The 19,777-nt window shown below is 63.6% G+C and carries 19 protein-coding genes; 8 read left to right on the top strand and 11 right to left on the bottom strand.

Annotated features, from left to right (window positions below; all coding sequences use genetic code 11):
- Window positions 1–26: 26 nt before the first annotated feature.
- Genes FJ443_RS08720 through ehuB form a run of 5 tightly spaced genes read right to left on the bottom strand, consistent with a single transcriptional unit; the run spans window position 27 to window position 3,836 of the window.
- Window positions 27–752, bottom strand: coding sequence for a GntR family transcriptional regulator (locus FJ443_RS08720; protein WP_140517353.1), 726 nt, complete (start codon window positions 750–752; stop codon window positions 27–29).
- Complete coding sequence (gene ehuA, locus FJ443_RS08715) at window positions 749–1,528, bottom strand: ectoine/hydroxyectoine ABC transporter ATP-binding protein EhuA (RefSeq protein WP_140663518.1); 780 nt, start codon at window positions 1,526–1,528, stop codon at window positions 749–751. The genes FJ443_RS08720 and ehuA overlap by 4 nt, the downstream gene beginning before the upstream one ends.
- A complete protein-coding gene (gene ehuD / locus FJ443_RS08710) occupies window positions 1,525–2,184 on the bottom strand; it encodes an ectoine/hydroxyectoine ABC transporter permease subunit EhuD (RefSeq protein WP_140499281.1) in 660 nt (219 codons plus the stop codon). Before ehuD ends, ehuA begins: the two co-directional genes overlap by 4 nt.
- Window positions 2,181–2,909: an ectoine/hydroxyectoine ABC transporter permease subunit EhuC gene (ehuC, locus tag FJ443_RS08705; protein WP_140517355.1), complete on the bottom strand. Its 729-nt coding sequence runs from the start codon at window positions 2,907–2,909 to the stop codon at window positions 2,181–2,183. The genes ehuD and ehuC overlap by 4 nt, the downstream gene beginning before the upstream one ends.
- A 57-nt stretch (window positions 2,910–2,966) precedes the next feature.
- Window positions 2,967–3,836: an ectoine/hydroxyectoine ABC transporter substrate-binding protein EhuB gene (ehuB, locus tag FJ443_RS08700; protein WP_140517357.1), complete on the bottom strand. Its 870-nt coding sequence runs from the start codon at window positions 3,834–3,836 to the stop codon at window positions 2,967–2,969.
- Between the two features lie 452 nt (window positions 3,837–4,288).
- Here ehuB and FJ443_RS08695 point away from each other — a divergent pair, with 452 nt between their 5' ends.
- The 5 genes from FJ443_RS08695 to FJ443_RS08675 are packed head-to-tail and all read left to right on the top strand — an operon-like array spanning window position 4,289 to window position 10,426.
- A complete protein-coding gene (locus FJ443_RS08695; RefSeq protein WP_140663516.1) occupies window positions 4,289–5,437 on the top strand; it encodes a Xaa-Pro peptidase family protein in 1,149 nt (382 codons plus the stop codon).
- A 9-nt stretch (window positions 5,438–5,446) separates the two neighbouring features.
- Window positions 5,447–6,703 (top strand): sarcosine oxidase subunit beta family protein, encoded by a 1,257-nt coding sequence (locus FJ443_RS08690; RefSeq protein ID WP_140517363.1) that lies wholly within the window; start codon window positions 5,447–5,449, stop codon window positions 6,701–6,703.
- 12 nt (window positions 6,704–6,715) lie between these two features.
- The gene (locus tag FJ443_RS08685) at window positions 6,716–6,982 is read left to right on the top strand and encodes a sarcosine oxidase subunit delta (protein ID WP_140584683.1); all 267 of its coding nucleotides are present in this window, start codon (window positions 6,716–6,718) and stop codon (window positions 6,980–6,982) included.
- Window positions 6,979–9,927, top strand: coding sequence for a sarcosine oxidase subunit alpha family protein (locus tag FJ443_RS08680; RefSeq protein WP_348641932.1), 2,949 nt, complete (start codon window positions 6,979–6,981; stop codon window positions 9,925–9,927). The genes FJ443_RS08685 and FJ443_RS08680 overlap by 4 nt, the downstream gene beginning before the upstream one ends.
- A complete protein-coding gene (locus FJ443_RS08675; RefSeq protein WP_226880567.1) occupies window positions 9,920–10,426 on the top strand; it encodes a sarcosine oxidase subunit gamma family protein in 507 nt (168 codons plus the stop codon). The genes FJ443_RS08680 and FJ443_RS08675 overlap by 8 nt, the downstream gene beginning before the upstream one ends.
- A gap of 224 nt (window positions 10,427–10,650) precedes the next feature.
- On the opposite strand, the gene FJ443_RS08670 is transcribed toward FJ443_RS08675, so the two are convergent.
- From FJ443_RS08670 to FJ443_RS08650, 5 genes are all read right to left on the bottom strand, one after another.
- A complete protein-coding gene (locus FJ443_RS08670) occupies window positions 10,651–11,244 on the bottom strand; it encodes a DJ-1/PfpI family protein (RefSeq protein ID WP_140499290.1) in 594 nt (197 codons plus the stop codon).
- Window positions 11,245–11,310: 66 nt separating this feature from the next.
- Window positions 11,311–12,261 carry a substrate-binding domain-containing protein gene (locus FJ443_RS08665; RefSeq protein ID WP_140499292.1) on the bottom strand — a complete coding sequence of 317 codons (951 nt, stop codon included), beginning with the start codon at window positions 12,259–12,261 and terminating at the stop codon, window positions 11,311–11,313.
- Window positions 12,262–12,318: 57 nt separating this feature from the next.
- Entirely contained in the window at window positions 12,319–13,290 is a 972-nt protein-coding gene (locus FJ443_RS08660) for an ABC transporter permease (protein ID WP_140499447.1), read from the bottom strand.
- Window positions 13,291–13,307: 17 nt separating this feature from the next.
- Window positions 13,308–14,885, bottom strand: a complete 1,578-nt coding sequence (locus FJ443_RS08655; protein WP_140521353.1) for a sugar ABC transporter ATP-binding protein — start codon at window positions 14,883–14,885, stop codon at window positions 13,308–13,310.
- Between the two features lie 6 nt (window positions 14,886–14,891).
- A complete protein-coding gene (locus FJ443_RS08650) occupies window positions 14,892–15,590 on the bottom strand; it encodes a GntR family transcriptional regulator (RefSeq protein ID WP_140663514.1) in 699 nt (232 codons plus the stop codon).
- A 206-nt stretch (window positions 15,591–15,796) separates the two neighbouring features.
- Here FJ443_RS08650 and FJ443_RS08645 point away from each other — a divergent pair, with 206 nt between their 5' ends.
- From FJ443_RS08645 to FJ443_RS08635, 3 genes are read left to right on the top strand one after another with little or no spacing between them, the layout of a single operon-like run.
- Window positions 15,797–17,020 (top strand): iron-containing alcohol dehydrogenase, encoded by a 1,224-nt coding sequence (locus FJ443_RS08645; RefSeq protein ID WP_140663512.1) that lies wholly within the window; start codon window positions 15,797–15,799, stop codon window positions 17,018–17,020.
- A gap of 14 nt (window positions 17,021–17,034) precedes the next feature.
- Complete coding sequence (locus tag FJ443_RS08640) at window positions 17,035–18,522, top strand: NAD-dependent succinate-semialdehyde dehydrogenase (RefSeq protein ID WP_140663510.1); 1,488 nt, start codon at window positions 17,035–17,037, stop codon at window positions 18,520–18,522.
- Window positions 18,523–18,533: 11 nt separating this feature from the next.
- Entirely contained in the window at window positions 18,534–19,349 is an 816-nt protein-coding gene (locus FJ443_RS08635) for an alpha/beta hydrolase (protein WP_140517373.1), read from the top strand.
- Window positions 19,350–19,408: 59 nt separating this feature from the next.
- Here the strand turns inward: FJ443_RS08635 and FJ443_RS08630 are convergent, their stop codons facing one another.
- Window positions 19,409–19,777: a putative quinol monooxygenase gene (locus FJ443_RS08630; RefSeq protein WP_140517375.1), complete on the bottom strand. Its 369-nt coding sequence runs from the start codon at window positions 19,775–19,777 to the stop codon at window positions 19,409–19,411.

Here is a 19,777-nt window from a genome sequence, read left to right as displayed (position 1 = left end):
TACGTCACCATGACAAAGGACGACCGTCAGGTCTTGCCGTCAAATTCATCATGTCGGCCGGCATGGCGCACCATGCGCCGAAAGCTCATCGAGATATGGGCTCGCCTGATGTGCCCGATCGATTCCCAATCCCCGATTTCCGCCGCAGCCAGCACTTCCTCCATTTCGCGCCGGAAGGCCGTGAACTCCTCCACCAGGCCGAGCTGCGGCATCATCTTGAGGACTACGCGCGCAACCTGAAAATACAGTCTTTCGCTTATTTCGCGCAGGGGCTGGTTCCCGGTCATGCCGGATAGTTCAGTGAAGAAGTCCATGTTCAGCTGCAGGAAGGCACGCTGATCCGGGTTGAGCATATCGGAATCGCAGCGCGCGATGAGCGCTCGGATGCGATCGAGGTCGACCGCCGTTCGGGGAATTGGCGAAAGCTTGCCGACAAGCAGCGCGAGTTCCAGTCGCAGATGATAGACCTGCTGCAACTCCTCGATGTCGACGTCGGTAACGATCGTACCGACGCCGTGGATCGATTGCACAAGCCCTTCGGCCTCGAGCCGCGCCAGCACGCGTCGGACCGGTGTGCGGCTGATCTCGAATTCCTGGGCGAGTTCTTCCTCGGAGAGCCGGCTCCCCGGCGGATAATCGAGAAGGCAGATACGGTCGCGCAGGATCAGGTAGATGCGTTCGAACCGTTCGCGCGCCGAAAGCGGACGCGAAGGCGGCACTGTCTTGGCCGAGGCATCCGTATCAAGCGTCATCCAGCCTCCAGGACAGCGTGCAGGAACTGCCGCGTCCGCTCATTCTTGGGTGCGCCGAAAAGCTCTGCTGGCGGCCCCTGCTCGCAAATTTTACCCTGGTAGAAGAAGCAGACGCGATCGGAAAATTCCTTGGCGAAGCCCATCTGGTGGGTGACCATGAGCATCGTCAGATCATGCTCGCGGCCGATTTGCCTTATCACTTGCAGCACTTCGCCGACAAGTTCCGGATCGAGCGCGGACGTCACCTCGTCGAACAGCATTATCTTGGGCCGCATCGCCAGCGCCCTGGCAATGGCGACGCGCTGTTGCTGGCCGCCGGAAAGCTGTGAAGGGTAATGATCCTTCTTCTGCGACAGCCCGACCATGTCGAGAAGCTCGGCCGCCCGTGCTTCGGCATCGGCCCGCTTCATGCCAAGCACGGTCATCGGCGCCTCGATGCAATTGGCCATCGCCGTCATGTGTGGAAACAGGTTGAAAGACTGGAACACCATGCCGATCTTCGCCCGGATGCGGCGGATATGGGCAAGATTGGCGGGCACCAGCTTTCCGCCTTGCTTCATATGTGTCAGTGGCTCGCCTTCGACCCAGATGACGCCGTTATTGATCGTCTCCAGCGTCATCAGCATGCGCAAGACCGTGGTCTTGCCGGAACCGGACGGTCCGATGACGGAAACCTTCTCGCCGCGCGCGATTTCGAGGTTCAGCCCGTCGAGCACGGTGAGCGCGCCGTAACGCTTCGAGACATTGTCGAAACGGACCATCGGTTGTTCGGTCATCGCGCGGTCCTCCGGTTGAGCAGGCGTTCGAGAGCACGGATGAGCGCGGCCGAAACCAGGCTCATGGCCAGGAAGAACAGGCCGACCAGCGTGATCGGTTCGGTGTAGCGGAAGGTTTCGGAGCCGATGATCTTGGCCGTCTGCATGAGTTCCAGCACGGCGATGGCCGACAGCAGCGGCGTCTCCTTGAACAGCGCGACGAGATAGTTGCCGAGCGCCGGCACGATCGGCGGTATCGCTTGCGGGATGATGATGTCGCGAAAGGTCGTCCAGGAGGAGAGGTTGAGTGCGATCGAGGCTTCCCACTGGCCGCGATGGATGTTGTCGAAGCCCGCGCGGTAGACCTCCGAGCAATAGGCGGCGTAGTGGATGCCGATGGCCAGAACACCGGCCGTGAATGCGTCGAGCACGACGCCGAATTTCGGAAAGACGAAATAGAGAAAGAAGATCTGGATGAGCAGCGGCGTCGAGCGGATCAGTTCGACCAGCACCGAGATCGTCCAGCCGGTCCAGGGCACCGCGATACGGATTACCGCAAGGACCAGGCCGAGCAAAGCCGCGATGACGAAGCCGAGCAGCGTCGCCTCGATCGAGACGACGGCGGCGCGTGCCAGCACCGGCAGGATCTCCGCGGCAAAACTCCAATCCCAGATCATGCCGCCCTCCCCCGCGCCAGGCCGAGCGAGGCCCGCCTTTCGAGAAGCCGCATGCCGATGGAAACGGTGAGCGACATGGCGAGGTACATCAGCAGCACCAGCGTGAAGATGGGAATGGTCTTGAAGGTGTTCTGGTTCATCTGCTGCGCCTTGAAGGCGAGGTCCGTGAGCGTGATCAGCGAAACCAGCGCCGTCGATTTCAAAAGCTCGATGAAAAGATTGCCCCAGGGCGGGATCATGGCGACGAAGGCTTGGGGCAGGATGATCCGGCGCAGCATTTGCGCGCGGCTCATGTTGAGCGCCGTTCCCGCCTCCCATTGGCCGCGCGCGACCGACTGGATTGCGCCGCGCACGCATTCGGATCCATAGGCGCCGACATTCAAGCCAAGCGCCAGCACCGCGACGGGAAACGCGTCGAGCGTGACCCCGAATTGCGGCAGCACGAAAAACAGCCAGAACAATTGCACCAGCGCCGAGGTGCCGCGAAAGATTTCGACATAGACCGTCGCCAGCCATCTGAGGGGCGCTGGACCATACATGCGCGCCAGCGCGGCGAGCACCCCCATCACGACCGCCAGCAGGCTGCCGAGGACGGCGATCTCGATCGTCAGGACGGCACCCTGCAATAGTCCCGGTAGGAACAGCCTGTATGTCTCCTGCGTCGCCAGCGCCGCGATCACGGCCAGCGAAACGACCAGCATGGCAACGAGCGTGCGGATACCCATCTGCTTCTCCGAGGAAAAAAGAGGGCGGCGTTTTCACGCCGCCCAGCAGTTGGGAATTTATTCGCCCTTGCAGAGCTCTGCAGTCGACTTGTTCGGCAGATAATCCTTGCCGAAGCCGAGCGGCTCGACCAGCGCGATATGCTCCGGCGTACCGAGGAACTTCTTCAGTTCGGCGTTGAACGCTTCCTGCAGATCGGTGTCCTCCTTGCGGAAGCCGAAGCCGCCATGGCCCTTCACCGACTTGCCGGCAACTTCACCGAAGGGCTTGGTCGATTCGACGCCATCGGCCTTCTTGGCCATGTCGGCGATCGAGAGCGCGGTTAGCGCGGCAGCATCGGCACGGCCAGACTGGACCGCCGCGACCAGGCTGGATTGGTCGGGCAAGGAAACGACTTGTCCTTGGGCAACGCCGGCGTCCTTCGCATATCCCCCCTCGACGGCGCCCGCCATCACGGCGAGCTTGAGATCGGGATTGTCCTTGATGCTCGAATAGTCCTTCACGCCTTTCGGATTGCCCTTCGCGACCAGCATGGCCTGGCCGATGCCATAGGACGGTTCGGAAAAATTGATCTCGGCGCAGCGCTTGGGATTGATGAACATGCCGGCGGCGATGATGTCGAAGCGGCCGGCCTTGAGACCCGGAATGAGCGAGCCGAATTCGGTCAGCACGCCGTCGACCTGCGCAATGCCCATCTTGGCGAGCACCGCCTTGGCGACTTCCGGCGCTTCGCCGGTCAATTTGCCGTCAGGCGTGGCGAAACCGAACGGCGCCTCATTGGCGAAGCCGACGCGGATATAGCCGTCCTTCTTGGCGCGTTCGAGCGTCGTTTCGGCATGGGCCGGCAGTGACGTGAATGCGGTCGCGGCGAGCGCAAGACAGGCGGCGGCCTTCACGAGCGCGCGGCGGGATATCTGTGACGTGAACATGCTTTCCCCTTTTCTTCTTCGATAATTATCGGGCTCGAACGATGTTTCTCCACCATCGCGTCAAGCGCACTAAGACGTATACAACTCATCTGGACATATCGCAAGACGCACTGTACGAATCTGGAAAAATCGCCATTGGGCTTGATTGTGCGGCTTTGTGATGCGCAAGTTGTGCACAATTAAGGTGTGCTTTCTCGATGCGATACGAACCGCCTTTGGATGAGGGCAGGAAGGAAAACGGCTTTGGACGCGTCGGGCGGGTTCAGCAAGGCGGAATACGCGCAGCGCCTGGCCGACGTGAGACAACGCATGGCAAGGCCGGCTTCGATCTCATCATCTGTCAGGACCCCAGCGTCACCGAAGGCGGCGGCGAGCGGCTCTGCGACGTGGCCCCCGATCCCATCGTCATTGACTGACCATCAGCCCAGGACCGGCAACTCAAGGACACCTCAATGGACCGCAATCCCTTTTCCGAAGCCGAGATCGCCGGCCGCTTGTCGAAAGTTCGCACGGCATTGGCAGAGCGCAAGCTCGACGCCGCCGTCTTCGCCTCGCCGGAGACTGTTTTCTACCTCACCGGCCTCGACCATTGGGGTTATTTCGCGCCGCACCTCCTGATCGTCACGCTCGACCGGCGCCCTATCCTGGTCACCCGGTCGATGGAGAAGGTAACGATCGAGAACCAGGTAAGGGCGGCGGAATTCCGTGGTCACTCCGACAGCGAGACCGCGGCCGACCTCACCGCACGCGTTATTTCCGAACTCGGCCTGGCCGGCAAACGGATAGGCCTCGAACACTGGACCTCCGGACTCAGCCACGGCCTCGCCCTGAAGCTCGAGGCGCAGGCCGACGCCAAGTGGAGCGACGTCTCCGGGCTGGTCGACAAGATGCGGTTGGTGAAGAGCGCCGAGGAACAGGTGCTGATGCGCCGCGCCGCCAAGGTCACGGATGCTGCGGCAGGTGCCGCAATCGCTGCCATCTCCGACGGCGCCGCCGAGCAGGAGGTTGCCGCCCAATGCGTGGCGGCGATGGTGCGCGCCGGCGGCCACGCGCCGGGCTTCGGCCCGTTCATCCGGCCCGCCGCCCGGCTCGGCGAGGAGCACACGACCTGGGGCGACGGCATCTATCGCAGCGGCGAGCCGGTCTTCGTCGAACTGTCGGGCTGTGTCTCGCGCTATCACGCGCCGCTTGGCCGGCTGATCCGCATCGGCAACATCAAGGACGAAGATGCCGCCATGGCCGAGGTCACGGCCAAGGCATTCGAGGCCGTCGTCAGGGCGCTCGAGCCAGGCGCCTGGGCGCGCGATGTCTACGCCGCCTGGCAAGGCGTCGCTGACGAGGCCGGCCTGTCGCATTATCGCCGCCATCATTGCGGCTATCTCGTCGGCATCGGCCAGCCGCCCTCATGGACCGGCGGCAATTCGGTGACGGGCCTCAGGCACGATTCCGATCTCGAAATCGAGACCGGGATGAGCTTCCACATCCTGTCCTGGCTGATGGGCACCGGCCGCGGCGACCATTTCATCTCCAACACCGTGCTGCTGACCGATGCGGGGGCCGAAGTGCTGACCCGCACCCCGGCCGGCCCGATCGTCCGCTAGACCATGAACATGGCGCGCTATTCGGCGTTTTCGATTTTCCGCAATGCCCTTTCCGGCCAGAAGAACTGGCGGCGCGCCTGGCGCGCGGCCGAGCCGAAGCCCGCCTATGACGTGATCGTCGTCGGTGGCGGCGGGCATGGCCTTGCGACGGCTTTCTACCTCGCCGAGAACCACGGCATCCGCAATGTCGCCGTTCTGGAAAAGGGCTATGTCGGCGGCGGCAATGTCGGCCGCAACACCACCGTCATCCGCTCCAACTACCTGCTCGACGGCAACACCCAGTTCTACGAATTCTCGGTCAAGCTGTGGGAAGGCTTGTCGCGGGCGCTGAACTTCAACGTGATGTTTTCGCAGCGCGGCCAGATCGTCACTGCCCATTCGGCCGATCAACTCGACACATTCAGCCATCGCGCCAACATCATGCGTCTGAACGGCATCGACGCCGACATACTCGACCGCGACGCTGTGCGCCGGCTGGTACCCTATCTCGATTTCTCCGAAACCGCGCGATTTCCGATCCATGGTGCGATCTTGCAAGGCCGCGCAGGCACCGCCCGCCATGACGCCGTCGCCTGGGGCTATGCGCGCGCTGCCGACGGCCACGGGGTCGACATCATCCAGAATTGCGAGGTGACCGGCTTTGTCCGCGACGGCGAAAGGATCGTCGGCGTCGAGACCAGCAAGGGCCGCATCGGCGCCGGCAAGGTCGGCCTCGCCGTCGCAGGCCATACTTCGCTCCTCGCCGCCAGGGCCGGCCTGGAACTGCCGATCGAAAGCCACGTGCTCCAGGCTTTCGTCACCGAGCCGCTCAAGCCGCTGGTAGATCACGTCGTCGCTTATGGCGCAGACCATTTCTATGTCAGCCAGTCGGACAAGGGCGGGCTGGTCTTCGGTGGCAATCTCGACGGCTACAATTCCTACGCCCAGCGCGGCAATCTCGGCGTCGTGGGCGAAGTGGCGGAGGCGGCGATAGCCCTGATGCCCTGCATCTCGCGTGTCAGGCTGCTGCGCCATTGGGGCGGCGTCATGGACATGACGCCGGACGCCAGTCCGATCATCTGCCCGACCCCGATAGAAGGGCTCTATCTCAATGGCGGCTGGTGCTATGGCGGCTTCAAGGCGACGCCGGCCTCCGGCTGGTGCTTTGCCCATATGCTGGCCACCGGCAAGCCGCATCCGCTGACCGCCGCCTACGCGCTCGACCGTTTCCGGACCGGCCACACGCTCGACGAGGCCGGCGCCGGCCCCTCGGCCTGGCTGCAATAGAGAGCGAGAGAAATGCTTCGCATCGACTGCCCATGCTGCGGCCCGCGCGACCATGACGAGTTCCGCTATGGCGGCGACGCTTCCGCGGTGCGCCCGGCGCATGACGATCCCGATCCGGAGGCGTGGTACCGCTATGTCTACGTGCGCAAGAACCCGGCGGGGCTGCACCGGGAATTCTGGCAGCATGTGACCGGCTGCCGGCAATGGCTGGTCATCGAGCGCGACACGAGGAACCACGCTATCGCATCGGTCGGCTTCGCCAGGAACATGCCAGCATGAAAATGATTGGAAATCGTCTGGCCGCCGGCGGCCGTATCGACCGCACGCAGCCGCTCCGCTTCACATTCGACGGCCGCGAGCTGGGCGGCTATCGAGGCGATACGCTTGCTTCCGCGCTGCTTGCCAATCGGCTCATGCTGACAGCCCGCAGCTTCAAATACCATCGGCCGCGCGGCATCTTCTCGGCCGGCCCGGAAGAACCCAACGCGCTGGTTACGCTCGGAAGCGGCGGACGGCGCGAACCGAACCTTCCGGCCACGACACTGGAACTGGCTGAAGGTATGACTGCCGAAAGCCAGAATCGCTGGCCGTCTCTTGCCTTCGACGTGCAGAGCGTCAACGGCCTGTTTGCGCCCCTCCTTTCCGCCGGCTTCTACTACAAGACCTTCATGGGTCCGACCCGCCGCGCCTGGATGTTTTACGAGCATTTCATCCGCAAAGCCGCGGGATTGGGCCGTGCCGGCACCGAACCCGATCCCGACCGTTACGAGACCGGGCATGCATTTGCCGATGTTGCAGTCGTCGGCGGCGGCCCTGCCGGCCTGTCGGCGGCGCGCGCCGCGGCAGCCAGCGGCGCCAGGGTCGTCCTCGTCGAACAGGACTTTCTGCTCGGTGGCCAGCTTCTTGCCGAGCGCACCGATGGCAAGGCGGCAGCCTGGCTGACAAAGATCGAGGCGGAGCTTGCCGGCCAGCCCAACGTCACCCTGATGCGCAAGACGATGGCGTTCGGCACCTATGATGGCAACACGCTGGGGCTGATCGAGAGGCATGACGGCCAGGTCGCGCAAGGCGCTGCTCGGCAGGTTTTCATCGTGCTTCGCGCCGGCTCGATCATCTTTGCCGCCGGTGCTATCGAACGGCCGCTGGTGTTCTCCAACAACGACCGGCCAGGCATCATGCTGGCGTCCGCCGCCCGGACCTATCTCAACCGCTTCGCCGTGCTGCCGGGGAAGAATATCCTCGTGGCCACGATGAACGACGGCGCCTATCGCGCTGCTTTCGACCTCGCCGCCGCCGGCGCGCAGGTGACGGTCGCGGATCAGCGCGGCGCTCCGCCCGCCGGTCTGGCGGCGGAAGCCGGACGCCTGAACGTAGAGATCCGCTCCGGAACCCGGATCGCCGATCTGCGCGGCAGCCATGCGGTGAAGGCCGTACGGCTTGCCGGCCCGAGCGCCAAATCGGAAATCGCCTGCGATTTCGTCTGCGTCTCCGGCGGCTGGTCGCCGACGGTGCATCTCACCTCGCATCTTGGCGTCAGGCCCGTCTATCGCGACGACATCGACGGCTTCGTTCCGGGCGGCTTTCCGGCAGGCCAGTTCGGCGCCGGCGCGATGATGGGGCGCTTCTCGACCGCCGACGCGATCGAGGACGGCCACCGCGCCGGCGTCGAAGCGGCATGCTTCTGTGGAAAACCGGCGGCCATGCCGGCGCCGGATGAACTCGATCTCGAAGGGGCCCCGGCCGCTCCCTTTCGTGCGATCTCTTCCGCGGGGCGCAGCAAGGCCTTCGTCGATCTACAGATGGATGTGACCACCAAGGACATCGAGCTCGCCCATCGCGAGGGCTATGAATCGGTCGAACACCTGAAGCGCTACACCACGCTCGGCATGGGGACCGACCAGGGCAAAACCAGCAATTTCGCAGCACTTTCCGCCATGGCGGCGCTGCGCCGGGCAACGATCCCGCAAACCGGAACCACGACCTTCCGCCCGCCCTACGCGGCGCTCGCGATCGGCGCGCTGGCCGGCCGTGCCGTCGGTCATCATTTCAAGCCGGTCCGCCGCACGCCGATGCACGACTGGCACCTGGCAAACGGTGCCGAGATGCTCGAGGTCGGCCTCTGGATGCGTCCGTATTTCTATCGCGATGCCGGACGCGACGTGAATGAAGCCTATGTCGCGGAGATGCGGGCCGTACGCGGCGGCGCCGGGCTGATGGACATTTCCACCCTCGGCAAGATCGACGTGCAGGGACCGGACGCGGCCATCTTCCTCGACCGCGTCTACGCCAATGGTTTCGCCAAGCTTCCCGTTGGCCGCGCGCGCTACGGCGTCATGCTGCGCGACGACGGCATCGTCTTCGACGACGGCACCACCACGCGCTTGTCGCAAAATCGCTTCTTCATGACCACCTCTACCGCCAAGGCCGCCGACGTCTTGTCGCGGCTGGAATTTCTGCTCGACACCGCCTGGCCGGATTTGCGTGTCGCGGTCTCATCGGTAAGCGACGAGTGGGCGGCGATGTCGATCGCCGGGCCACGAAGCCGCGATGTCCTTGCCGCCGCCTTTCCCGCGCTCGATGTCTCCAACGAGACGCTGCCGCATATGGGCGTCATCGAAGCCGGGTTCGACGGACGGGCCCTGCGCGTTATTCGCCTCAGCTATTCCGGCGAGCGCGCCTACGAGATCTATGTCGGCGCCAGCGCCGGCAAACAGGCCTGGAGCCGTCTCATCGAAGCAGGCGCGCCGTTCGGCCTCAAGCCCTATGGCGTCGAGGCGCTTGGTGCGCTGCGCGTCGAAAAGGGCCATGTCGCCGGGCCCGAGATCGATGGCCGCACCACGCTCGACGATCTCGGCCTCGGCCGCATGGTTGGCAAACGCAGCGGATTCGTCGGCGACGTCCTCCGACGCCGCCCGGCGTTTCAGGCGCCCGACCGCCAGCGCCTCATCGGGCTGGAATGCATCGAGGACGGCAAGCGGCTGCGCGGAGGCGCCATATTGTTCCTGCCTGGCGATGCCGTCACCGGCCACGGGCGCGGCCGGATCACGTCGGTCACCTTCAGCCCGGAACTCGGCCACTATGTCGGACTGGCGCTGTTCGCCGGCAATGCCCCGGCCGAAGGAGACGAGATCACCGCGGTCTACCCGATGCGGACAGAGACGGTTCGCGCCCGCGTCGTGCCCTCCGTCTTCCTCGATCCCAAGGGAGAGCGCATGCATGGTTGAACCTGTGCTGTCGAAGGACTTCAACCTGTGGGCCTCCGATTGCCCGATCGTTCAGATCGAGGGCTGGGACGGAACACTGGCAAGATTCGAAACGAGCGTCTCGCAGGCCTTGGGCGCGACGCTTCCTGCCGACGTCGGCGAGACGGTTCGGCATGCTGGCGCCCTCATCGTCAGGATCGCGCCCCGCCGTCTTTGGCTGATCGTCGAGACAGGTGCGGAACCGCCGGCCATTGCGATCGATCCTGAATTGGGCTGCTCGGTTCTGCTCGGCGAAGGCCGGGTGCGATTCAGGATGGAGGGTGCGCGTCTTCAGGACATTCTCTCTGCCTGCATGCCGGTCGACTGGTCGTCCGCCGCTTCGGCTCCCGGCCGTGCCGTACAGACGTCCGTCCATCACGTGCCGGCGCTCTATCTGCGAACGGGCGAGAGCAGCTGCGACCTGATCGTGCCGCGAAGCTTCGCCCGCAGCCTTGCCGACTGGATTGCCGCCGCGCGTTAAAGCAACCCCAGGAAAAGTGCGTAACGTTTTTCCGCTCGCGATTGCGTAAGGAAAAAGCTGGACCTGTCCGGCGATCCTGTCGGCCGCTAAACCGGCAGGACTCACCGCGCGCATACCTTTTGCACGACGCTCGATACAGTCGTCCGCATCGGCGAAGGTCTCGGCATCACTGGTGGAGGCCGACACGCCACGGCAGCGCGCCGGCCTCCGCCTTGGTTAGCGGCTCAGTTGTGGCGGATTTCCGTGCCGAGCACTTTCAGGCACTCACGGATGAAGGCGGCCAGCGCCGTCCATCCCTTGGCCGACACCATCGTACCATCGACATAGGCTTCCGTCGGCGAGAGGTCGATATAGGTACCGCCCGCGAGAGTGACTTCCGGCTCGCAGGCGCCCAGCGCCCCGACCTTCTTGCCGCGCACGACGCCGTCGACCGCAATCAGGATCTGCACGCCATGGCAGATCGTGAAGATCGGCTTCTTGGTCTCGTGAAAGTGTCGAACGATCGTCTGCACCCGCTTGTCGGTGCGGATGTATTCCGGTCCGCGTCCGCCCGCGCAGTAGACCGCGTGGTACTGGTCGAGCTGCTTTTCCGCATCCGAGAACGTCTTGTTGATCAGCGCGTAGTGCCCGAGCTTTTCGGTGTAGGTCTGGTCCCCTTCGAAATCGTGCAGCGAGGTCTTGATCAGGTCGCCCGCATTCTTGTCGGGGCAGACGACATGGACCGTGTGACCAACGGCTTCCATCGCTTGCTGGTAAACGAAAATCTCGTATTCCTCGGTGAACTCACCGGTCAGCATCAATATCTTCTTGCCTGGCATAGCTCTTCCTCTCTGTTGTTGGCATGCAAGGCGCATCACGCGCCTTGCCTCATTCGGATGCGGGCCTCAGAACGGGGAGTCGGGGAAGTAATATTCCTTGGCGTTGGCCTGGGTTATGAGCGGGGCGTCGAGTTTGACGGCACCGCGAACCGGAGCCTGGCCGATCAAGTTGGCCACGGTCATGTAGATAGCGGTCTTGATCATCGCCGGCGGATACGGCGTCTCGACCGGTGTCATCGCATCCCCGTCTATCACCTTCTTCACGATGTCCTTCATGCCGTTGCCGCCGAGCGCTAGCTTGATATCGGTTCGGCCGGACTGCTTGACGGCCTCGAGCACACCGAGAAGCATGTCGTCGTCATTGGCCCAGACCGCATCGATGTGCGGGTGCTTGGCCAGGTAATCCTGCATGAGCTTGAAGGCCTCGTCGCTGTTCCAGTGTGCATACTGCATGTCGAGCACCTTCAGGCCGGTGCCCTTGATGGTATCCTCGAAGCCCTTGATGCGCTCGTCGTCGATGACGGTGGGAATGCCGCGCAGCACGACGACGTCACCTTTGCCGCCCAGTTTGTCGATCATGAACTTCGCCGTGTTGGTGCCAACCGCGATGTTGTCGCCGGCAAGATACAGGTCCTGGATGGAAGGGTCGGTCAATCCCCTGTCGACGACGGTGATGAACGTACCCATCTCCTTGATGGCTTTCACCGGCTGGGTCAGTTCCTCGGAGGTGTAGGGCAGTATCACCAGCGCATCCAGCTTGCGGCTGGCCGACAGATCCTCCAGCGCGCTTACCTGGTCGGCCGCCGAGGGCGACGTCTTCACGACGACTTCGACATCCGGGAAGGCCGCGTTGATTTCCTTTGCGGCGGCCTGCGCGTGATAGACGATGCCGGCCGTCCAGCCATGATCCGCCGCCGGGATCGACACCGCGACCACCTTCTTGTCGGCTGCAAGCGCCTGGCCGGCCACCATCAGTGCGCCGACTGCCGCAACGGCAACCCATTTCCTGCTAAACATAAATACCTCCCAGAGATATGGACCACACAACAGGCGCCCGTCCGGTCCGAAGACGAGCTATTTCGAAAATCTTTGCACGAGCATGGCGATGATGATGATGACGCCCTGCACCGCGGCGACGAGGTATTCGGAAACGAAATCCGACAACACCATCAGGTTGGCGATCAGCTCCAGGATCACCGCACCGGCGATGGTGCCCCAGATGCGGCCCTTGCCGCCCCGCAGCGCCGTTCCGCCAATGACAACGGCCGTTATCACCTGCAGCTCCCAAAGCTGTCCGGTGGTCGGGGTGGCGGCTCCCAGACGAGGCACGTAACAGATGGCGGCGACCGCCACGCATGCACCCTGGATGACATAGGCAATGGTGCGCGTCTTGACGACCGAGATGCCCGAATAGCGAGCGACGTCCTCGTTCGCGCCCACCGCCGCGCATTTGCGGCCATATTTGGTCTTGTAGAGGACAAATGCGCCGACCACCGCAACGAGCGCCGACAGAAGGATCGGCACCGGAATGCCCGCGACGGCGCCGAAATAGACCGGCCGGTACGCGTCCCGCAGCGAGCGATCGATCGGGATCGTGCCGCCGTCGGTCATGTAGGTGATCAGTGCGCGGAAGATACCCATTGTGCCGAGCGTGGCGATGAACGGCTCGATCCTTCCGACCGTGACGATGAGACCGTTCGCGAGGCCGCATAGAAGCCCCGCGACGACTGCTATCACCATGCCTGCCGGGATGGCCCAAAGGCCGAGGCTGGGGGCCATCATGTTCATGAACATGATCGTGACGCCGGCGATGAAGGCGACCATCGAGCCGACCGAAAGGTCGAGCCCGCCTGATGAGATCACGAATGTGGCGCCGACGGCTATGATGGCGACATAAGCGCTGCGCGTGATCACGTTGCCTAGGTTTGTCGCGGAAAGAAAATCCGGATTGATGAGGAATCCCGCCACCAGCAGTGCGAACAATGCGAGGAAAGGGCCGGCATCCGTCCACGAGAAATGGTGCTGCCTGTCGCTTCGGGCAGACATGGAATGGGTAAGCGCCGTCACTGTCTTCCTCCTTGGGCCGTGCCATGGCCTTTGTCACTGGTCGCCAGCAGCGCGATGTTGCTTTCGATCATCGTTTCGCCCGAGACCTCGCCGCTGATCCTGCCTTCGCGCATGACCAGGACGCGGTCGCAGATGCCGACCAGTTCCTGCATCTCCGACGAGATGACGATGCAGGCTTTGCCTTGGCCCACGAGTTCCTGGATGAAGGCGTAGATCTGCGCCTTGTTGGCGATGTCGATCCCGCGCGTCGGCTCATCGATGATCACGACCGAAGGATTGGTCAGGAGCACCTTGGCCAGCAGAAGTTTCTGCTGGTTTCCGCCCGAAAGCTGCCCTGCCCTGGCGTTGTGGCTCTTCACCCGGATGTCGTAGCTGGAGACGGCCCGGGCGAGCGCCTCGGATTCGCGACCGCGCAGAACCAGCAGTCCCGGATGCAGAAGGTCAAGCGACGAGAGAGTCAGGTTCGGCGCCAGCCGCTCCTGCAAAAGCAGGCCCTTGCCCTTGCGATCTTCCGTCAGATAGCCGATGCCCGCCTCTATGGCCTCGCGCTGCGAACGTATCTGTATCGGCGACCCGTTGAGCTCGATCGTAGCCGTCGCCGGCCTAAGCCCCACAATGCCTTCGAACAACTCGGTTCGCCCCGCCCCGATCATGCCGGCGAAGCCAAGAATCTCGCCTTTGTGAACGGTAAAGGACACGTCCCGTGCATAACCTGGAACAGTCGCGTTTCTGACGGTCAGCATGGGCCGGCTCGTCTGGACCTCGCGCTTGTGAGGATAAAGCGCGGCGAGTTCGCGCCCGACCATAAGCTGCGCCATGTCGGCCTGGCTCAACGCATGGCCGGGATAGGTGCCGATCATCTTGCCGTCGCGCAGGACCGTGACCTTGTCCGCCAGCCGCTGCACCTCGTCGAGGCGATGGCTGATGTAGAGAACCGCGATGCCCCGCGCCCTGAGCCCGAAGATGATGGCGAGCAAACGCTCGACCTCCCCACCGGTCAGCACCGCTGTTGGCTCGTCGAAGATGACGACCCTGTGGTCGTCGAGCAACGCGCGGGCGATTTGCACGAGCTGGCGATCCGCCAGCGAAATGTCTCGGACCAGCGCGGTCGGCGACACCTCGCAACCGATCTCGGCCAGTTTCGCGGCCGCTATGCGGCGCATGGCGCCATCATCGACGATTCCGCGCCTGGAGAGCTCGCGGCCGAGAAAGAGATTGTCAGTCACCGTGAGCGCTTCGGCCAGGAGGATTTCCTGATGCACCAGCGCGATGCCGGCCGCCTGCGCCTGGTGAGGTGTCCTGAAACTCACGCGGTCACCGGCCATGGACAGGCTGCCGGCGGTTGGCTCGATGTAACCGGAAAGCAAGCGCATGAACGTCGACTTGCCGGCGCCATTCTCGCCGATGACGGCATGGATCTCGCCAGGGAAAATATCCAGCGTGATGTCCGACAACACGGTCACCGGGCCGTATTGTTTGCAAAGCCCTTCCGCGCGTAGCACCGGAGCCACAGCCGGTGTGGGCTCCGGCGGCAAAGCGGTGACGCTTCCGTCGATGCGAGTGGCAACTGGCATCGCGGCCTACTCGAATGCAGGCAGGAGCCTGTCCCGCGAATTCTCTATGTGCACGCGCATGGCCTTTTCGGCGGCAACCGGATCGCTGGCCGCGAAAGCGGCGAGGATGGCTTCGTGCTCGTCGAGCGCCTCCTCGGTGACCCGCGAGTGATACATCAGGCGGAAAATGTGGAAGTGGGTGTGCTGGTGGTTCAGCGTTTCGCGGATGAGCTCGTTCTGCGCGAACTCCATGACCTTGTCGTGGAAGATAGCATCCTGGCGGGCGAAGTTCGAATAACGCAGGCGTTCGTCCTTGCCCACCCGCCTGGCCATCACGCCAGCCGCCTCCTGCAAAATCATCAGCCGGGCTTCATCGAGCGCAGCGGCTGTCTTGGCGGCGGCTGCGGGTTCGAGCAGCAGGCGCAGTTCATAGAGTTCGTCGAAACGGCGCCGTGTGATCTGGGGCGCGGCCCGGTACCCGATAAGATGGGTTTTCACCACCAGGCCCTCGCCTTCCAGCCGCCCAAGAGCTTCGCGGATGGGCGTATGCGAGACGTTGAACTCCTTGACGAGGTTATCGACGGTGATCCGCGATCCCGGAGCTATCTTCAGCGACATCAGCTGCTGGAAGATCGCCTCGTAGACGTCGCCCGACAGGCTGTTGGCGCGCTGGATGCGGCCCGCCAACCGAGCGTCATTGTCGACGGTAAGGTCTGGATTCTGCATGTTTTGCCTCTTGACAGGAGCGACCTCTAACACGATGCTCCGCGCAATTCAATCCTATATCCTATACGATTTTATAGAGGATATTTAATGAAGCAGGAAAACTCGACGGCTCTGGCCCGTGCCTTGCCCGAACCACGCCACGCACGCTGGGCAAGCGATGATCTCCGATCCCCCGCTCGCCAATCCATATTCGAAGGACACAGTTCATGACGCTATTTGCAGCAGCCCGGTTGCCGCATGAGATTCTTTTCGGCAAAGGCCAGCGCCACGCGCTGCCTGATATTGCCGCCAAATATGGCCGGCGCGCATTCATCTGCACGGATGAGCGTTTCGCCGGGACGCCAATGTTCGCGCAGATCAGCGCGGCACTGAGAGCAGGCTCGATCGAAACGCTCGTGTACGATCGCATCCTCCCGGATGTTCCTCGTGACAGCGTTGCCGTCTGTGCCGCCCATGCGAAGGACTTCAAGCCGGACATGGTGATCGGGATCGGTGGGGGCAGTTGCCTGGACATGGCCAAAAGCGCCGCGCTGCTGATCAGTCACGGCGGGTCGCTTCAGGACTACTACGGGGAGTTCAAGGTGCCCGGCCCCACGCTTCCGGTAATCGCGGTCCCGACCACCGCCGGCACCGGTTCGGAAGTGACGCCGGTGGCGGTGATCTCCGATCCGGAGCGGACGCTTAAGGTCGGCATTTCCAGTCCCCATCTCATTGCCGCGGTCGCGCTCTGCGATCCGGAACTCACCGCGACATGCCCGCCCTCCCTCACGGCAATCGCCGGAGCCGACGCGCTCACCCACGCGATCGAAGCCTTTACGTCCGCCAAACGCGGCGCCGATCCGCACTTGCCGCAGCGGCATGTCTTCGTCGGCAAGAGCGCCCTGACCGATCATTTCGCGCTGCTGGCCATCCAGCTCCTGGGCCGCAGTCTCGAAAAGGCGTACAGGGACGGCTCGGACGAAGACGCACGCGCCGATGTCATGATGGGAGCGCTGGCGGCCGGCTGCGCTTTCGGCACGGCCGGAACGGCGGCTGCCCACGCCGTGCAATATCCCGTCGGCGCGCTTACCCACACGCCGCACGGATTAGGCGTGGCGACGATGCTTCCCTACGTGATGAGCTACAATCTGCCCGCCGCGACCGACGAAATAGCGGCGGTCGGCGCCGCTCTGGGGGTGACGGAGACAAAGAGCGCCGAGGCGACCGCGCGCGCCACCATCGATGAGGTGGCCCGGCTGTTCGCGGCGATCGGCATCACCCGGACGCTGGCCGATCTGGGTCTTCCACACGACAAGATCGACTGGACCGCCGAGCAGGCGCTCGGCATCGATCGACTGATCAAGAACAACCCTCGTCCTTTCGACATCGCCGCGATGCGGCGGCTGGTGAGGGCCGCCTATGACGGCGACATGGCCGCAAGCTCAGTCTGACCAGAGGTGATGAGATGAACGTACCCCAAGGGCAACTCAACGAAGATCCGGACATGTTCGACTACACCACATTCTCGCACGGCCTCTATATCGACGGACACTGGCGACCGTCTTCCGACGGTCGCCTCATTGAGGTGATCGATCCTTCCACGGAGGCCGTGATTGCGGCTGTCCCGGACGCCACGATTGCCGATGCCACCGCTGCCGTCGAGGCGGCTGCGAAGGCGGCTGCAAGCTGGCGCGCAACCGCGCCGCGCAAGCGTTCGGAAATCCTGCGGCGTTGTTTCGAATTGATGGTCGAACGGTCCGATACGCTGGCGGCGCTGATCTCGCTGGAGAACGGCAAGGCGCTGCGCGACGCGCGCGGCGAGGTCGCCTATGCGGCTGAATTCTTCCGCTGGAATGCCGAGGAAGCGGTGCGCATCAGCGGCGAGTTCGGCCTGGCGCCGTCAGGCGCCAACCGGATCGTCGTTGATTATCATCCGATCGGCATCTGCGTGCTCATAACGCCCTGGAATTTCCCCGCCGCCATGGCGACACGCAAGATCGCGCCGGCGCTGGCCGCCGGCTGCACCGTCATTCTGAAGCCCGCCAGCGAGACGCCCCTGACCGCCTACGCGCTCGCCGCGCTGTACGAGGAGGCGGGTGTGCCTCCCGGCGTCGTCAATGTGCTCACCACTTCGAACCCCGGACCAGTGACCTCCGCCATGCTCGCCGACCCGCGCGTCCGGAAGCTATCCTTCACCGGTTCGACCGGCGTGGGTCGTGTTCTGCTGGCCGAAGCCGCCAAGCACGTCATCTCATGCTCGATGGAACTCGGCGGCAACGCCCCGTTCATCGTCTTCGATGACGCCGACCTGGACGCGGCCCTCGACGGCGCGATGGTCGCCAAGATGCGAAACGCCGGCGAGGCCTGCACGGCAGCCAACCGCATCTACGCGCAGGCCGGCATCCATGACGCGTTTGCCGAAGGTCTGCGCCAACGCATGGCCGCGCTCAAGCTCGGTTCAGGCACCGACCCGGACACCGAATGCGGTCCGATGATTACCAGGAAGGCCGTCGAGAAGATCGATCGGCTGGTCAAGGACGCGGTCGGCCGTGGGGCCAGGATCCTGTGCGGCGGCGCGGTCGCCGACGACAAGGGCTATTTCTATCCGCCGACCGTCCTTCGGGACGTGCCCGCGAATGCCGAGATGGCGCAGGAGGAGATATTCGGTCCGGTGGCCCCGATCAGCCGCTTCGAGAACGAGGACGAAGTCATCGCGCGCGCCAACGACACGGAATACGGCCTTGCCGCCTACATCTACACGCGTGATCTGGCCAGGGGCATGCACGTGGCATCGAAGATCGAAACGGGCATGGTCGCGCTCAATCGCGGCCTGATGTCGGATCCGGCGGCACCTTTCGGCGGCGTCAAGCAGAGCGGCCTTGGCCGCGAAGGCGGACAGAAGCACGGCATTGCCGAGTTCATGGAGGCGAAGTACATCGCCGTGACCATGTGAACGGGCAGCCCATGCAGAATGATCCTTTCCGCATCCGCGACCACGTCGCCGAGTTCGACGACATCGTCGCCGAGATCGTTCGTCGCAGCACGGAGGTGCGGGCAACCATGCCGATGGTTGCCGATATCCCCTATGGAGCGGATGCCACCGAGACCATCGACCTGTTCTTTCCGGAGGGCAAGCGCGACCGCCTGCCGGTCCATGTGTTCATCCATGGCGGCTACTGGCGCATGTTCTCCAAGCGCGACTATTCCTATGTCGCCGAGACGGTGACGCGCGCCGGCGCAATCGCGGTCATCGTCGATTATGCGCTGATGCCGGCTGTGAGGATGGCCACGATCGTCGACCAGGTGCGGCGCGCCAAAAGCTGGGTGCTCGACCATATCGGCGATCACGGCGGCGATACCGAGCGCCTGACCGTGAGCGGACATTCAGCCGGCGCCCAACTTGCGACGATGCTTTTCAATGACGACGGCCGGACTTCGACAATCAAAGGCGCGTTGCTGCTTGGCGGTCTCTACGACCTGAAGCCCCTTCAGACCTCTTTCCTTGCCGCCGAGATCGCGATAACGGACGAGGACGCAGCCAGGTTCTCGCCGCTCACCCGCCGTTTCGATCCGTCGGTGTCGGTCGAGATCGCTGTCGGCACCGATGAAACGCCGCCATTCCACAGCCAGGCCGAGGCGTTTACGCGGCATCTGAAGGAGCAGGGACTACAGGTCTCGCAGACCGCCCTTCCTGGAGCCAATCACATGAGCAGCGTTCTCGACCTCGGCTTGGCCGGCACCGAGGCGGCAACCATGCTGACAAACCTGGTTTCCGGCTGAGGCCATTGGCGTTCCGTCAAAAGCTGGCACTTTCAGCTGTCACCCGCGTCCCGAGCGCTTTACCTGTCTCCATCGGATCTGCTCTCACCGTGCGGGGTTGGAAACGATCGCTCATGCGATGCCAGCGCCAGCTGGCTGAGCATGACGAATTGACGGACATCCACCGGCCGCGCAACGAGGTCGTCGAGCTTCCCGAACAGCGGCATCAGATGTGGCATGGAGAGGTGCCTGTCGAGATCGTCCTTCGAACGCCAGTTCTCGTAAAACATGAATACGCAGGGGTCAGCCGGGTCGACATGGAAGTCGTAGTTGATGCAGCCCTCCTCGGCACGTGTCGGTTCGACGAGGCCCGACAGGATTCTTTGCAGTTCATCGCGGGTTTCGGGTTTGGCAACCACGGTGCCGATGACCGTATAGGGAACCGTCAT

The sequence above is a fragment of the Mesorhizobium sp. B2-6-1 genome, from assembly GCF_006440475.1.
GTDB lineage: Bacteria > Pseudomonadota > Alphaproteobacteria > Rhizobiales > Rhizobiaceae > Mesorhizobium.
Note: the sequence above shows the minus strand (reverse complement) of the source record. Positions and strands in the feature narration are given on the sequence as shown.

Bases quoted from the DNA above. Each gene is read 5' to 3' on its own strand.
- ehuA (WP_140663518.1), bottom strand. From the start codon at position 1,528: ATGACCGAACAACCGATGGTCCGTTTCGACAATGTCTCGAAGCGTTAC.
- FJ443_RS08645 (WP_140663512.1), top strand. From the start codon at position 15,797: ATGACGCTATTTGCAGCAGCCCGGTTGCCGCATGAGATTCTTTTCGGC.
- FJ443_RS08665 (WP_140499292.1), bottom strand. From the start codon at position 12,261: ATGTTTAGCAGGAAATGGGTTGCCGTTGCGGCAGTCGGCGCACTGATG.
- FJ443_RS08630 (WP_140517375.1), bottom strand. From the start codon at position 19,777: ATGACGGTTCCCTATACGGTCATCGGCACCGTGGTTGCCAAACCCGAA.
- FJ443_RS08655 (WP_140521353.1), bottom strand. From the start codon at position 14,885: ATGCCAGTTGCCACTCGCATCGACGGAAGCGTCACCGCTTTGCCGCCG.
- FJ443_RS08685 (WP_140584683.1), top strand. From the start codon at position 6,716: ATGCTTCGCATCGACTGCCCATGCTGCGGCCCGCGCGACCATGACGAG.
- FJ443_RS08690 (WP_140517363.1), top strand. From the start codon at position 5,447: ATGGCGCGCTATTCGGCGTTTTCGATTTTCCGCAATGCCCTTTCCGGC.
- FJ443_RS08635 (WP_140517373.1), top strand. From the start codon at position 18,534: ATGCAGAATGATCCTTTCCGCATCCGCGACCACGTCGCCGAGTTCGAC.
- ehuD (WP_140499281.1), bottom strand. From the start codon at position 2,184: ATGATCTGGGATTGGAGTTTTGCCGCGGAGATCCTGCCGGTGCTGGCA.
- FJ443_RS08720 (WP_140517353.1), bottom strand. From the start codon at position 752: ATGACGCTTGATACGGATGCCTCGGCCAAGACAGTGCCGCCTTCGCGT.
- FJ443_RS08680 (WP_348641932.1), top strand. From the start codon at position 6,979: ATGAAAATGATTGGAAATCGTCTGGCCGCCGGCGGCCGTATCGACCGC.
- ehuC (WP_140517355.1), bottom strand. From the start codon at position 2,909: ATGGGTATCCGCACGCTCGTTGCCATGCTGGTCGTTTCGCTGGCCGTG.
- FJ443_RS08650 (WP_140663514.1), bottom strand. From the start codon at position 15,590: ATGCAGAATCCAGACCTTACCGTCGACAATGACGCTCGGTTGGCGGGC.
- FJ443_RS08670 (WP_140499290.1), bottom strand. From the start codon at position 11,244: ATGCCAGGCAAGAAGATATTGATGCTGACCGGTGAGTTCACCGAGGAA.
- FJ443_RS08640 (WP_140663510.1), top strand. From the start codon at position 17,035: ATGAACGTACCCCAAGGGCAACTCAACGAAGATCCGGACATGTTCGAC.
- FJ443_RS08660 (WP_140499447.1), bottom strand. From the start codon at position 13,290: ATGTCTGCCCGAAGCGACAGGCAGCACCATTTCTCGTGGACGGATGCC.
- ehuB (WP_140517357.1), bottom strand. From the start codon at position 3,836: ATGTTCACGTCACAGATATCCCGCCGCGCGCTCGTGAAGGCCGCCGCC.
- FJ443_RS08675 (WP_226880567.1), top strand. From the start codon at position 9,920: ATGGTTGAACCTGTGCTGTCGAAGGACTTCAACCTGTGGGCCTCCGAT.
- FJ443_RS08695 (WP_140663516.1), top strand. From the start codon at position 4,289: ATGGACCGCAATCCCTTTTCCGAAGCCGAGATCGCCGGCCGCTTGTCG.